At 51.5% G+C, this 14216-nt stretch carries 17 protein-coding genes; 3 read left to right on the top strand and 14 right to left on the bottom strand.

Features of this window, described 5'->3' with window-relative positions:
* Positions 1 to 53: 53 nt before the first annotated feature.
* The 8 genes from dagF to ACQKDS_RS16545 form a co-directional block, all read right to left on the bottom strand.
* Positions 54 to 794 carry a 2-dehydro-3-deoxy-phosphogluconate aldolase gene (dagF, locus tag ACQKDS_RS16510; RefSeq protein ID WP_399672574.1) on the bottom strand — a complete coding sequence of 247 codons (741 nt, stop codon included), beginning with the start codon at positions 792 to 794 and terminating at the stop codon, positions 54 to 56.
* Positions 791 to 1906: a DgaE family pyridoxal phosphate-dependent ammonia lyase gene (locus tag ACQKDS_RS16515; protein ID WP_399672576.1), complete on the bottom strand. Its 1116-nt coding sequence runs from the start codon at positions 1904 to 1906 to the stop codon at positions 791 to 793. Before ACQKDS_RS16515 ends, dagF begins: the two co-directional genes overlap by 4 nt.
* Complete coding sequence (locus tag ACQKDS_RS16520) at positions 1890 to 3029, bottom strand: amidohydrolase/deacetylase family metallohydrolase (protein ID WP_399672689.1); 1140 nt, start codon at positions 3027 to 3029, stop codon at positions 1890 to 1892. Before ACQKDS_RS16520 ends, ACQKDS_RS16515 begins: the two co-directional genes overlap by 17 nt.
* Positions 3030 to 3127: 98 nt before the next feature.
* Positions 3128 to 3778 (bottom strand): DUF4310 family protein, encoded by a 651-nt coding sequence (locus tag ACQKDS_RS16525; protein ID WP_399672691.1) that lies wholly within the window; start codon positions 3776 to 3778, stop codon positions 3128 to 3130.
* A gap of 12 nt (positions 3779 to 3790) precedes the next feature.
* Positions 3791 to 4567, bottom strand: coding sequence for a DUF4311 domain-containing protein (locus tag ACQKDS_RS16530; RefSeq protein WP_399672578.1), 777 nt, complete (start codon positions 4565 to 4567; stop codon positions 3791 to 3793).
* A 13-nt stretch (positions 4568 to 4580) separates the two neighbouring features.
* Positions 4581 to 4877, bottom strand: a complete 297-nt coding sequence (locus ACQKDS_RS16535) for a DUF4312 family protein (protein WP_399672580.1) — start codon at positions 4875 to 4877, stop codon at positions 4581 to 4583.
* A complete protein-coding gene (locus ACQKDS_RS16540) occupies positions 4877 to 5242 on the bottom strand; it encodes an SFCGS family glycine-rich protein (RefSeq protein WP_399672582.1) in 366 nt (121 codons plus the stop codon). The genes ACQKDS_RS16535 and ACQKDS_RS16540 overlap by 1 nt, the downstream gene beginning before the upstream one ends.
* A gap of 32 nt (positions 5243 to 5274) precedes the next feature.
* Entirely contained in the window at positions 5275 to 5577 is a 303-nt protein-coding gene (locus tag ACQKDS_RS16545) for a glycine dehydrogenase (protein ID WP_399672693.1), read from the bottom strand.
* Between the two features lie 426 nt (positions 5578 to 6003).
* Here ACQKDS_RS16545 and rnk point away from each other — a divergent pair, with 426 nt between their 5' ends.
* Positions 6004 to 6411 (top strand): nucleoside diphosphate kinase regulator, encoded by a 408-nt coding sequence (gene rnk / locus ACQKDS_RS16550; RefSeq protein WP_399672584.1) that lies wholly within the window; start codon positions 6004 to 6006, stop codon positions 6409 to 6411.
* A 268-nt stretch (positions 6412 to 6679) separates the two neighbouring features.
* On the opposite strand, the gene pmbA is transcribed toward rnk, so the two are convergent.
* On the bottom strand, positions 6680 to 8020 hold the full coding sequence (pmbA, locus tag ACQKDS_RS16555) for a metalloprotease PmbA (protein ID WP_399672586.1): 1341 nt from the start codon (positions 8018 to 8020) through the stop codon (positions 6680 to 6682).
* A gap of 168 nt (positions 8021 to 8188) precedes the next feature.
* Here pmbA and yjgA point away from each other — a divergent pair, with 168 nt between their 5' ends.
* Positions 8189 to 8737 (top strand): ribosome biogenesis factor YjgA, encoded by a 549-nt coding sequence (yjgA, locus tag ACQKDS_RS16560; RefSeq protein ID WP_399672588.1) that lies wholly within the window; start codon positions 8189 to 8191, stop codon positions 8735 to 8737.
* Positions 8738 to 8785: 48 nt separating this feature from the next.
* On the opposite strand, the gene ACQKDS_RS16565 is transcribed toward yjgA, so the two are convergent.
* From ACQKDS_RS16565 to aaeX, 5 genes are all read right to left on the bottom strand, one after another.
* Positions 8786 to 9079 carry a barstar family protein gene (locus ACQKDS_RS16565; RefSeq protein ID WP_399672695.1) on the bottom strand — a complete coding sequence of 98 codons (294 nt, stop codon included), beginning with the start codon at positions 9077 to 9079 and terminating at the stop codon, positions 8786 to 8788.
* Positions 9080 to 9084: 5 nt separating this feature from the next.
* The gene (locus ACQKDS_RS16570; RefSeq protein WP_399672590.1) at positions 9085 to 9537 is read right to left on the bottom strand and encodes a ribonuclease; all 453 of its coding nucleotides are present in this window, start codon (positions 9535 to 9537) and stop codon (positions 9085 to 9087) included.
* A gap of 269 nt (positions 9538 to 9806) precedes the next feature.
* Complete coding sequence (aaeB, locus tag ACQKDS_RS16575) at positions 9807 to 11774, bottom strand: p-hydroxybenzoic acid efflux pump subunit AaeB (RefSeq protein ID WP_399672592.1); 1968 nt, start codon at positions 11772 to 11774, stop codon at positions 9807 to 9809.
* Complete coding sequence (aaeA, locus tag ACQKDS_RS16580; RefSeq protein ID WP_399672594.1) at positions 11774 to 12709, bottom strand: p-hydroxybenzoic acid efflux pump subunit AaeA; 936 nt, start codon at positions 12707 to 12709, stop codon at positions 11774 to 11776. The genes aaeB and aaeA overlap by 1 nt, the downstream gene beginning before the upstream one ends.
* 7 nt (positions 12710 to 12716) lie before the next feature.
* On the bottom strand, positions 12717 to 12920 hold the full coding sequence (gene aaeX, locus ACQKDS_RS16585) for a p-hydroxybenzoic acid efflux pump operon protein AaeX (RefSeq protein ID WP_399672596.1): 204 nt from the start codon (positions 12918 to 12920) through the stop codon (positions 12717 to 12719).
* Between the two features lie 289 nt (positions 12921 to 13209).
* Here aaeX and aaeR point away from each other — a divergent pair, with 289 nt between their 5' ends.
* Positions 13210 to 14121 carry an HTH-type transcriptional activator AaeR gene (aaeR, locus tag ACQKDS_RS16590; protein WP_399672598.1) on the top strand — a complete coding sequence of 304 codons (912 nt, stop codon included), beginning with the start codon at positions 13210 to 13212 and terminating at the stop codon, positions 14119 to 14121.
* Positions 14122 to 14216 lie beyond the last annotated feature (95 nt).

Below are 14216 nucleotides of genomic sequence, written 5' to 3' on the forward strand. Positions count from 1 at the left end.
CCTAAAGAACAACACATTACGAAAAACCACTCATGATCCCGGCTTGCCTGCGCTTAGCCCACCAACTTTTTGGTCATCGCCAGCAACGTTTTGACATCCTGCGGGCGTGTATTACCGTTAGCAGAATCAATGATCGAGCTATAAATATGTGGGATCACTTGTTTAACGCCTGCCTCCAGCGCGATTTCGAGGATCTGTTCATAGTTGTCCAGATCGATACCGCCCGTTGGCTCCAACAAGAAATCATGCTCAGCACAGGCTTTCGCGACGTACTGATACTCTTCTTTGCACTTTAAGCCCCCCATCGGGAAATACTTGATAGAGCTACCGCCCATATCTTTCAGCAGTGCTATGGCAGTTTCAACCGGTACGATCCCATCCGGTGACGCTGCGCTCAGTGGGCCAGTCGAAATCTTCACCCAACCGACGCGGCCGGTAGGCGATACCAAACCATTCACTACGGTTTCACTCTGCCCGAGTAACGCGCGGCTAGTTCCCACGCCGGTGAATACCTGATTCACGTGCTGCGGTTGAACCTGTTGTGCAATCAGGCTAACCATCGCCGATTGTTTCGGATCGCCAGCCCCCAGCCCCACCGAGAGCGCATTCTCAATCAGGTTAGCGTACCGTTGCATGTCCTTTATTGCGCTGGCAACATCCGAGTAATTCTTGGACAAAACGCCAACTAATACATGGCCTTCCGCCGCCGCAAAAATCTCCTGCGCATTTTCTTTCGAGCCCGCCAACACGTTCAGGCACACGCGGTCACGGTAATAATTCGGCTTCAGCTTCATGCTTTTTTCTCCAATAGATGTTTGATACAGGTAAAGACGGTCATCAGTTGCTGTTCATCGACGCTGCGTACATCCACTTCAACTTTGCCTTCATTGGCTTTGTAGCCCCGGAAATAAATCGCGATATCGCCAGTTTTTAACGCCTGTACGATGTCATACGTCGATAAACCCAGCGCCGCCTCATCAAAGGTAATTTCCGTACGTGCAATATCACGCCCTGCGCTGTCCCAAACGGTGTTAGCGCTTACGCCACTCAGCGTATTTAATGCCTGTATGAAAGGCGTCATGCGTGCCACCATTTGCGCACCGGCGATTTTTTCCAGCGTCAGATAGCTCTCAATCGCCTGCGTCAGCCCAAGAATGCCTTCTTTGCCAACCTTCATTGCGCGACCAATGCCGGCTGCTTGCGCTTTCACCCGCTCAACCCATCGCTTCTTGCCAATCACCAAGCCGCTGGTTGGCCCTTCAATGGCTTTCGCACCGCTGTAGATCACCAGATCGGCACCCATTTGGTAATAACACCTCAGATCTTCTTCGGCGGCGGCATCAACAATCAGTGGCACATCATGTTTGCGCGCCACCGCCGCTGCCTGTTCGACTGACAGCATACTTTTTTGCACGCAGTGGTGAGATTTGACATACAAGATTGCTGCAGTTTGTGGCGTAACGCAGGCATCGAGCTGTTCGGCGGAACATTCGTTAGCATATCCCGCTTCAACCACCCTGCCGCCACCGAGCGCCACCATGGTGTCAACCGGTGCACCAAAATTAACGTTATGCCCACGCGGCAACACGATTTCGCGCGGTTCATTCACCGCTGCGGCATGCAGGTTAACCAGCAGATTAGCGCTATCTTTTACAATCGCCGCCGCGACCGATTGCGCGATCCCCGCTGATGCGCAAGACACTATCACCGCATCTTCCACATCCAGCAAATTGGCGATGTAAGCACCGGTTTTATTGACCAGATCCTTGATTTCAAAGTAATGATTCAGGCCATAATCAACCGCATCGATCACATCCTGTCGGGGCGTTGAAACGCCAAGAATCGTCATGCGGCCTGAGGTATTAATGACCTGTTTTAAATTATATTTTTCATAAATCGAAGACATTAGCGGCTTTCCCTTCATCGGTTAATAGGAGTTCCCCGGCCACCACCGCAGCCAACGGCACCAAACCTTGTTCGCCCTGGGCAGATTGCCCCTCTGAATCGGCAAACACCTGCGGTGCCTGGCGAAGTTCAAAAATGGTCAGATCGGCATCAAAGCCCGGTTTCAACTGTCCTTTGGTCGCCAAATGTAGCGCGGAGGCCGCGTTGACCGTCACGCAGTCAATGACCTGCTGCAACGACAACCCCAACGTGAAGAACTTAGACATGACCGTCGCTAGGCTATGTACCGGCCCGGACAGACGGTTGCGGCAATAGATATCGGAACTGATGGTATGCGGCAAAATACCTAGGGCAATCGCCTGTCGCGCCACCTCGAAACTGAAACTCGCCGTACCGTGCCCGACGTCGAGCAGTACCCCGCGTTTTAACGCTCGCTGTATGGACTCACGCAACGTGCCTGCCGGGGTCAAAATACGGTTCGGCTTGCCGTTATAACAATGGGTGATAATATCGCCACGCGTCAGTAACTCGGCAATCTCATCCAAATCTGGTGGGTTATTACCAATGTGCACCATCAACGGCAATTGGGCATTTTCCTGCTGAATTTCTTTAGCGCGTACTAGCGGTGTAATGCCGTTTCGCCCGACCACGCTGCTACTCATGCGCGCCTTGATGCCGATGATAAACCCGCGATGCCGCTCAATGGCCTGATTCACGCACTGCTTATCAATATCCGCCATGTCTGCCAGTTCGTTCTGGCGCAGCAAACCAATCCGCGAAATATTCAGGAAGGCAAATACGTTAGTTTTAGCGCTGCGCGTCAGCGTATAGAACTCATCTACGTCATCGGTCCCCGTGCTGCCCGCATCCACGACTGAGGTCACGCCACAGGCCGTACCGACGCAATCCGGTTGGTCATGGTAAATAGGCGAAGAAGGGAAACAGTGTACGTGGGCATCGATCCAACCGGCACTCAAACGATAGTTAGCGGCCAAATCCAGGTGGCGTTTCGCCTGTACATCGGCGCCCAATTGCCCCACCACGGCTATTTTGCCGTTCTGAACCGCAACATCAACGATTTGGTCATCAGCCAGCCTTGCACGCCGGATGATTAAGTCATAAATCATGGTTTACTCCTGATACCCTGCGTCTTTCGTGCCACGGCGCAGTAAGCCGCAGCGCGAAAGACATCGGGTACACTTTATTAATCGGCATACGGCGACTAAATCGCGACGGGGAAAATCGCCCCCAGAATCATCGCGCCAAGGATCGCACCGCCGGTAATCGGTTTAGCCCAGATGTAAAACAGCAATGCACCGAGCAATGAACCAATACCAATAGGTATCGACGCGGTCATGGCCGACAGAATGATCAACGGCCCAAGGAAACGCCCGGAAGAGTTACCCGCCCCCATCATCACATCGGCACCGTAGGTCGAATTGCTCTGGTTAATCGTGAATTTACGCGCCAGAATGATCAGGTAGCCGATCGCCAGACCAATCACCAAGCCAGTCACCAACGAAGCGGCGAAATTGGCAACCGGGAACACAATCCCCGCCCCGAGTAACAAGGCCGGAACGCCCAGCCCAACACCGGTTTGGATCGCGCCGCCAATATCCAAAATCCCAACCAGAGAACCTTCGATGATTCGCGCAAACAAGAAACTGGCACCAAATGCTGCCACCGCGCCATATACGCCGGTATCCATCCCAGCACGCAGCATCGAGACAAATGCCACCTCGTTAAACGCGCCGATGCCGTACAGATAGTACATATGGGTTCCGGCAAACACGCCGGCGGAGAGCAGGCCGACAAAAATCGGGAATGACCAATCGGCGTACCAAAAACCTTTCAGTTGAGTTTGTTCTTCCATCATCAAGCCGCCTTATTTACCACCCAGGGTGTTGTGAATGGCATCCAACCAGCCAGGAACACCTAGGCGGAAGGACTCCAGAAGTTGCATATCAAAGCCGCGGAAGAAACCACTCAACACGAACAGCAATACGATCACTGACATCATGATTTTGGTGACTTTATTCCAACCGCTTTCTTCTACGCCCTTGCCAATCAAAATCCCCAGTACCAACCCCGGCACGGCGTTACCCATGATCAACTGCGCCAGACCGCCGAAAATCGTGCCCCAAAAACCGGAACGTTTACCGGCATCAATCGCTGCCAACCAGAAAATTACCGGCATCACGATGTTCACCAACAGGTTAGCGGCAGGCACCAACACCTTGATGGCCGTGACCTGCAACGCAGCCGGCACCGCCGAGGCGGTAGAGTTAAGGAAAGCCACCACCACCATGCCGATGATGCCGCAGGCGATAGCCATTTTTTTCGGATCGTGCAGCGTTTGTGCCACGTTACGATTTTTGATCATCAACGCAGCCGCGCCCCAGTTAGGGATGATGCGGTGATCAACATCTTGCGTGAAGGCCCCCGCCGCCACTGATGATGCCCAAGCGTTAAAGAAGAAACCCAGACCAAAGGAGAAGTGTGAAGCCGGATCGCCTTCGCAAGAATTCAACTCGCCAAGGGTGCGAAAAGCACCCATACCCTGTGTCGTCGGAGCATGGAACATACGAGCAGCACCGGCACCCACGCCAACGCCCACCAGCCCGCCGATAATAATCGACTTAAATAAAATTATGAGGAACATGAGTCTGCCCTTATTATTTCGAGGTGAAAACAACCTGTTCTGTGTTGATGATGATCACATTTACGGTCACTTCCAGAGAAACGGCATAACTTTTTCTTTCACGCGGCAAAAAAAAGAAAAGAAACCTTTCGCGGGTTATTTTCTCCTCCGCTTTTAATACGCTGATGTCCTGCGGTTCGATACGCAGCAGAATATTATTGGTAGATTTTAATACCGCGCCCTGAACGTTTGCCAAAGCGGAAGCAAAGGCTTTCGCTTTGCTGTCGCCTTTACCCGCAACGGTTACTGAGGTGGTATAACTTTCTTTCATTATGCTACGCCATATTTTTTAACGTAGGCTTCCACCAATTTTTGCCCCAGTTCTTCTTTATCCATAAAACCAAAGCCCAGCACGTTACAGCCTTCGTTAATTGCAGTGACACCTTCATCAATGGAACGCATGCCGTATTTTGCTTTATAACCATATTTGGTTTGTGCCGTAATGGCACCGGCACCGCCGCTACCGCAGAAAGAAATACCCAACTGCGCATTTTCAGCTTTCATCACGTCGCCGAGTTTCATATCCGCCGCTACGCCGGGAATGACTACGGCTTTTCCACCTGCACTTTCAACACCTTGCCCTACTTTCTGACCTTTACCCAAACGATCGCCGATCACAACGGTAATTTGACCCATGATGTATTCTCCTGATTTAATTTGATGGATGTTTATTGGTTATTATCTTTTGCCACTTCAAAATGCACAGACAACAAATAGGCCTCTTCGATCGGCAGCGTGTTAAATTGATTGACCACTCGCTGCGCCATTTTCATTGAGTCTTCTGATATTTCGTCAAACAATGATTTATCCACCTCTGGTAAAGGTTCACCAGTAATGGAGCGCAACACCATGGCCAAAATATGTGACTCCAGCATTTGTTGTTGCACGGCATTAGTATAAATATTCTCTTCATTTAACATAGTGGTAATATCAGACAATACCTGTGCCGTTATTTCTGCCGCTTGATCAATATCAGCCTGTTCTGTTTTTACCGACGTTGCCCCTTCATTCACTTTCCGTTACTCCTGAATAACCTTTTTTATCTGATGGCTTTACCCTAACCCCACTCTCAGGATGTGTGTAGCGTATTTTTTTCCAGTTCAAAGTGGAAATCGGGTGATTGTCAGAGATCCAATTCGCAAAATAGATTCCTGGCAAAAAAATGAATCAACATACAAACAGATAACACGGCGAACATTTTTCGAAGGCACTGCCGCCAGCAAGAAGTTCGTGATCGAGATCTCTTTCTTTTCCGTCGCGAACCGCCTACTATCTGAAGGACAAACTGACATTTCCAACACCCCCGCTCCCAACGGCGCGGGGGTGTTGCTTTGTATTGTGTTCTGAATTTGCTTGGGCGTATGAACTATCGCCCTGTGAGGTTACTGGAGAGTGGAATGACCAAACCAACCATTACTATTAATGAGCTGGATGCGGAACGCCTGGATGCGTTATTGGAAAAGCCAGCCTATGCCAATAGCGACGTCGCCGCTACGCTGAACGCCGAGCTGGATCGCGCTGAAATCCTACCGCCGGCCCAGATCCCCGCGCATGTTGTCACCATGAACAGCCGCGTACGTTTCCGTGATCTGCATACCAACGAAGAACATGTGCGCACGTTGGTGTATCCGGGTGCACATCAGGATGGCAACGAACAGCTTTCGGTTATGGCACCGTTAGGTGCCGCTTTGCTCGGCATGCACGTCGGCAATAAGATTGACTGGACATTGCCGAACGGCGAAGAAGCACAGATCGAAGTGCTGGAATTGCTGTATCAGCCGGAAGCGGCAGGAGAGCATCACTAATCCGTGCTACGAAGGGCGGCAACAACGCCGCCCTGTATGTCACAGTACCGTAACAGTGATTGTGCCGCACGGCACCTCAACAACCCCGATCGATAACTCGCGATAATCTGTAACGCCGTGTCCATCTCTTATCTGGAGCAGACCTTCCGGCATACCTGTTCGCCATGATCTTGCAAACGACAATGCTGTCTCTAGACTAGAGACAAGATTAAAACGGGGAAGCGAGGGTGGAAAAGCGCTGGCCGACGAACGCCGGCCAACATGGCGATTACTCGCCGGCGATTTTCATTTCTGGCAGCAGCACTGAACCGCACTGGATATTACTGCGCGTTTCAATATCACTGCCGATGCTCACGATATTGCGCAGCATATCTTTTAGATTTCCCGCAATGGTTATCTCACTGACCGGGTATTGGATTTCGCCATTTTCTACCCAGAACCCAGCTGCACCGCGTGAGTAGTCACCGGTAACGCCGCTGACACCCTGCCCCATCAGCTCGGTTACCACCAATCCCGTGCCCAATTGTTTCAACATACCCGCAAAATCATTACCCTGACCGGCAATACGCCAGTTATGGATACCACCGGCATGGCCGGTGCTATGCATGCCCAGCTTACGTGCCGCGTAGCTGGTCAACAGCCAAGTCTGCAAGACGCCATCTTTGACAATGTCACGGCGTTGGGTGCGTACCCCTTCGCTATCGAACGGCGTCGACGCTAATCCTTTTAACAGGTGCGGATGCTCTTCAATGGTCAGCCATTCCGGCAGGATCTGTTTACCCAGCGAATCCAGCAAGAAAGTCGACTTACGGTACACGCTGCTGCCGCTGATCGCCCCAACCAGATGGCCAAATAAGCCAGTCGCCACTTCAGAGGCAAACAGTACCGGTGCTTTCATCGTCGATAGTTTGCGGGGAGCCAAACGCGAGAGCGTTCGACGAGCACACTCTTCGCCGACCCACTCAGGGCTTGCTAAATCGCTCATCGCACGGCCAATGGTGTAGGCATAATCGCGTTCCATGTCGCCTTGATGTTCCGCGATCACACAGCTTGAAAGCGAATGACGGCTGGAACAATAACTTTGTAGCATGCCATGACTATTACCAAACACTTTAATGCCATAATGGCTGTTAAAGCTGCCACCTTCGGTGTTGGTAATGCGTTTATCTGCTGCCAAAGAAGCCTGTTCAGCACGGGCGGCCAGCTCAATGCCGCGTTCGGCATCCAATTCGGCCGGATGGAACAGATCAAGATCCGGCGCGTCAAACGCCAACAGATCTTTTTCAGCCGGACCAGCGTACGGATCCGGCGAAGTATAACGTGCAATATCAAGCGCGGCTCTGACGGTACGCGCAATGGCATCAGGGCTCAGATCGGTCGATGACGCACTGCCTTTGCGTTGCTGATAATAAACGGTGATACCCAAAGCGCCATCGCTGTTGAACTCAACGTTTTCTACCTCGCCAAAGCGGGTGCTCACACTGATACCGGTGGTTTTGGTGACGGCAACTTCTGCCGCGTCGGAATCGGCACCTGCCAGTTCCAGAGCCTGCGAAACGGCTCGTTCTAGCGTCTTGCGCTGTTCTGCCACTGTCGTTTCTACTTTCATCAATCTGCCATAATTAGAATCGTTGAGAAAAGTGCCGTGCCGGCATGATGGAACGAGCGGGCACGCAAAATCAGATGAATAATGCCTTTGAGTCTAACAGGAACTGCGTGGAATTTCGCATAAAGGCAGCAACCTGTTAGGATTAGCCTCTTTTTAACGGAGCCTACCATGAACAAACAGCCTGAAGACTGGCTCGACGAAGTCCCGGAGAACAACAACGAGGACGATGACGAGATTATCTGGGTGAGTAAAAGTGAAATCAAACGTGATGCAGAAGCGCTGAAAGACCTAGGAACCGAATTGGTTGAACTGGGGAAAAACGCGCTGGAACGTATCCCGCTTGATGAAGATCTGCGCACGGCCATTGAACTGGCGCAAAAGATCAAAAAAGAAGGCCGCCGCCGCCAGATCCAATTGATTGGCAAAATGTTGCGCGCCCGCGATGTCGAACCGATTCAAACCGCGCTCGACAAGCTGAAAAACCGCCATAACCAACAGGTTTCGCTGTTTCATAAGCTGGAAACACTGCGTGACCGCCTGGTGGAAGAAGGGGATGATGCGATCCCATCGGTGCTGGATCTCTACCCAGAAGCCGATCGCCAACAGCTGCGCTCACTGGTACGTAACGCCCAGAAAGAAAAGGCAGCCAACAAGCCGCCTAAAGCTTATCGCCAGATCTTCCAATATCTGCGTGAACTGGCCGAGACGGCAGAATGAAAGGCCGCAGCGCCGCCCGCATGATGGGATGAACCTCAGCGTTCATCCCTAATGATGCGCCGGTGCGCTGCTGCCCTCACGAATATTAAAATGCAGGCGGCCTTCCAGCTCTTCTTCTGCTTCTTCAAACAGCAAAATGATCGCGCCAAAGCGACGCTTACGACGGTTATCGAGGTTGATAAATTCAATCTCGACCGGTAATCCGATATCCCCCGTCACCACGTCCCAGAGCGCATCCAGATTAGCCCCAAACTCGTTGCCCAGTGAGAACTTAGCGGCAAAATCACGGTAGAAAGCCGGTAGATCGAGTATCTGGCTAAAATCAAACTCTACTTTTTCCATCACGCTCACTCCACCCGAATGAAGGTTTTATAATGGTCACGCGTAACAAAAATCAGACCATCATTGGAATACAGCAGGCGATCGGCACCGCGCCGGCCACATTGATAATTGATATCTGCCTCGTGCCAGACACGCTTATGCGTCGCGGGCAGGCGCCCCTCACGGTTTGAGAAACGATCGCCACCAATCGCTTTGCCCGGCAAGACGGAACATAAATTGCCGTTACGCGCATCCCATCCCTGATTTCGCGCCTGTTTTTTGCTGATGTAGTAGTTCGGTAAACGCTGATGCTGCTTGAGATAGCTCACGACCCGCTTTTGCTGCGTCAGTTGATCAATACTGTCCGTTACCGCCACCGCCGGCACATCCGCAATCACCCGATCGCCATTACCTCGCAACGCAGTAAAACCGGCAATGATTACGGCGATCAACACCGCGACAAGAATTCGCTTATTCATTACTTTCCCTGACATGGGTGACACGGTATGCCACTCGCTGGTTAGTTATATATCTGAATATTATGAACTCAATATGACCAATGTGTAACGTTTTCACTTCCCGTGACCTGTACACGGCTGTCATACTCTCAAACAGTGCCAACACGACGGACACTGCACGTTCATCAGTGCTAATGATGCCACTTTCAGGCGCTGCTGACACGCAAGCCCTACAGATATTCAGTATAGTGCCGCGCACAGCACTCTGCGGCAGCATCCGTGCACGAATATTAATCGATCAAGGCATGGCGATAGCGGTGCAGCATATCTGCCAACCTTTTCACCGGCCCAGTCACACTCAGCGGAGCCTGATTCTCCACCAGCTTCTGCTGGTATTCATTCATCTCATCCAACAGCCGATCGTAATAATAGGCGCGCTTGACGTCATTTTTGGCATTAACCACCCAATCTGCCGTTTTACGAATTTGCTTGTGGAATACCGATAACTCTTCGCTCGCCGGAATATTGGCACGTTGCATACGCTGGTGCGCAATAATCAGATTCAGCGCCAAACGATACTTGGCAATGTCATTGGGGAACATCATCAGCAATTGATTCAATTGTTGATACAGCGCCGGCAAATGGTTTTCATGGCGCTTGGCGGCTTTGGTGGTCAACGCAGACACCGCGCTGCTGACAAACTGATTCAATAAGGTACGCCCGGTACGTTCACGCGAGTTATCACGAATCAACAGCAACACCATCAGGCCAACGCAACTGCCAAGAAGCTGCCCGAGTGATGCATCAAGAAACTGTGTGACATTGAACTCCATGGGGTTACTCAGCACCAAAATGTTGATGGTGCCCGCCAGCGTACCCAATGAGCCCAATCGCCGTTTTTGCACTTCAATGCCGATAAAGAAAGCCAGTATCCCCAAACTCAGGCACAGCAACAAAATACTTTGCTGGGTCGCAGGGATGATCACCATAAAATACAGTGCGCCAATAGGGACGGCCATCATCATACCGAGGACAAAGTCCAACCCCACCATGCGCGGGTTCGGCGTACGCATCGCCAGTGAGGTAATCACCGCGATGATCACCATAAAACCGCTGCCTGATGTCCAGCCAGTCCACAGCCACAGCAAACTCCCCAACGCTGTCGCGGTGAAGGTTCGCAACCCATTGATCATTGCGTGATGCCCTTCCGCCGACGTCGGTTTGACCACCACTTCACTGCTCAATACGCCCTCTTCCACTGCGCTGATGCTGCTGTTGGTGTGAACACCTTTGGACAACAGCAGGTAGCGAGTCGCGGCACCGACCCAACTGGTGACGGTTAACAACGTTTCATCGGTGCGATTGGTGGTCAACACTTGGCGCAACAGTTTCAGGCGCTTATGGATCGCCTGCGGCGTTTCCGCGGGTACCATCAGCAGTTCACGCACGTTCTCTTTCACCGCATTCGGATGATTAAGCAAGATTAAATAGGTTTCACATGCTTGGGTAATCAGCGTCAACGATAGCGTATGCAGCGCACGTACGCGGCGGTTCACCTTCTGCCAGCGCGAAGACTCCAACATCAGGCTGCTACGCATACCGTTCAGCGCCGTCGCACCTTTCACCAAATTGCTCCAGGCGCGGTCGATATCTTCTTTTTCCGCATTGCTGATACACATCTGCATCAGTTTGTACTGATCCACCAGTAATTTATCCACCGTACGATCGATATCTTGTTTAATCGAACGTGGCGAGAAAATCAGATCGGCCAACACAGCACTGACGATACCGAGCACGATCTCACTGCAGCGCTCCACGGCAAACTGAGGCGCCTCCAGCAGATGCGCCTCACTGGTCGCCACGGTGACGATAATAATCAAGGCGGTATAGCCAGCCAGACCCCACGCGTAAGAGTTTTCTACTTTAATCAGCGAGGAAACCCAGGTACAGAAACCGGCCCAAGCGCAGCACAGTAACAGCATCACCACCGGAGCACGCGCGGTCATCACAATGATAATTAGGCCAACAAAACAGCCAATGAACGTGCCGATAATACGTAACCAACCACGATGACGGATTGCACCAGAGAAGGGTTCACCACCGGCGGCAAATGCCGGGCCGGCAGCGACGATAGCAGCGGTCATGGCTGACCAACGCGGCGTTTCCAGGTTGAGGTGAAAACCGACAAACAGTGCGAACACAATCGCAAAACTCAGCTTGAAGGCAAACCTCAGGCGAATAAATACGGGATTATTCATTAACCGAACTCACGCAGCCGATGCATCAGTCTCACGAAAGGCGAGCTTTTATCCTTGTGGCGCACGTCTTTACCGGTGACCACCACGGTCGCGGTCGTCCCGGCGGGATAAGGATGCTGTTGGTCTTCCGCATCAAGGATAATTTTCACCGGTACACGCTGAGCCAAACGCACCCACTCCAGATTACTGTCGATGGCCGCCAGCCCTTTAGGATTGTTGGTACTGCTGCTGTTATTCACCCCCGCCGCAATACTGTCCACCGTTCCGCGCATAATGCGGTTGCTCCCCAACGGCGTAATTTCAACCCTGTCACCTTTGCTCAAACCGTGCAGCTTGGTTTCTTCCAGGTAGGCCAGCACATAGAAGGTGTTCTTTTTCACCAACGCCACGGCGGTTGAGCCACGGGTGATAAATTCCCCTTCGTGCACATTGAGATTGGTGATCCAACCATCGGCCGGGGCGCGCACAGTGGTGCGTTCCAGATCCAATTTTGCCAGATCGCGTACCGCGATCGCTTTCGATAACTGATGTTGCACGGTTTGCAGCACGTTATTCGCCTGATCGATCTCTTCCTGCGACAACGCCCGGATACCGAGTTTAATTCTGCGACCGGCTTCGCGCCGTTTCTCTGCGGCTAACGTCTTGTAATAGGCCACATCGGCGTTGGCTTCTGCCAATGCCTGTTGATAACGCGGCTGATCGATAACAAACAATACCTGGCCTTTCTTGACCAACTGGTTATCTTGCAACGGCACCTGGGTCAGCAAACCACTCACATCCGGCGCGATCGCCACCACATCGGCAGTAAATTTGGCATCCCGCGTCCAAGGCGATTCGGTATAAAACACCCAAGCTTTAAATACGGCGATAATCCCCAGCAAAACAAGAATCAAAGTGATCGCGATTCTGGCTATTTTTATTGAAAAATTTTTCACAGCGACCTCAAATAAAAAGACACGAAATCAGATAAAACAGGCAGCAATACAGCGCGCTGTTAAACAGCGCAGGATGCCAGACAAAATCATAAATCCCGGTCGGCTGTAATAGGCGGCGAAGCACAAAAAACAACGCCAGCGAGACAATCAGCTCAAAAAATATCGGTGGAAATGACAGTCCAAAGATGACCATAACCGGAAGCAAACTCATCAAGTTTTCCTTATTGTTTACTTAGCCGGGGAACAAGCACTATTCTCATTCTCATTCACATTCTCTTTACATTCTAGCGGAAGAACGCCACACGGTGTTTCCCAGACAGGTTGTCCAGGTCATAAACCTGAAAAAGAGTTAAACTCAGGACATACGTCCGTGAATGGGAATGCGAGGATAATTAGCGACGGTGGCGTCACAAAACTTCGTTGTACGCATTATATTAGCCTGCTTACTATCAAGGCATCAACAATCTGTGATCTAAATCACTTTTAAGCCAGAGTGAACAATGGAAAGACTTAAACGGATGTCGGTGTACGCAAAAGTCGTTGAGTGTGGCTCGTTTACCGCCGCCGCACGCCAGCTCGACATGAGCGTTTCATCCATCAGCCAAACAGTGTCTAAACTGGAAAATGAATTACAAGTGAAGCTGCTCAATCGCAGCACACGCAGCATTGGTCTGACTGAAGCCGGTAAAATTTATTATCAAGGTTGCCGCCGTATGCTGCAGGAAGTCAGCGAAGTTCACGAACAACTTTATGCGTTTAACAATACTCCCACCGGTAGTCTACGCATTGGCAGTTCTTCCACAATGGCGCAAAATGTATTGGCGACGATGACCGCCGATATGCTGAAAGAATACCCCGGCCTGACGGTGAACCTCGTGACCGGCATTCCAGCACCGGATCTGATCGCAGATGGGTTGGACGTGGTGATCCGCGTCGGCGCACTGCAAGATTCCAGCCTGTTTTCTAAACGCCTCGGGTCGATGCCAATGGTGGTGTGCGCCGCCAAAAGTTATTTGGCCCACTTCGGCACGCCACAAAAACCCAATGACATGGTGAATTTTTCTTGGTTGGAATACAGCGTGAGGCCGGACAGCCAATTCGAACTGATCGCCCCGGAAGGCATCAGCACGCGCATTTCGCCGCAAGGACGCTTCGTCACTAATGATTCCCAAACGATGATCCGCTGGTTAAAAGCCGGTGCGGGTATCGCCTATGTTCCTCTGATGTGGGTGATTGAAGAGATCAAACGCGGCGAGATCGAGATCCTATTTAAACGCTATCACTCCGATCCGCGCCCCGTCTACGCACTTTACACGGAAAAAGACAAAATGCCGCTCAAGGTACAGGTCTGCATTAATTATCTGACTGAATACTTTCAGAAAGTTGGCGAGATTTATCAGGGCTATCGTTAACCCCTCATCCACTCACCACCTCACTATTCATCGTTAAGTACGGATAGAACGATGACGTTGTGTTTACCGGCCACGTCTTATGGCTGGCAGCTTTT

Origin of the sequence: Serratia sp. NPDC078593, from assembly GCF_050268245.1 — a bacterium.
GTDB lineage: Bacteria > Pseudomonadota > Gammaproteobacteria > Enterobacterales > Enterobacteriaceae > JBNNGK01.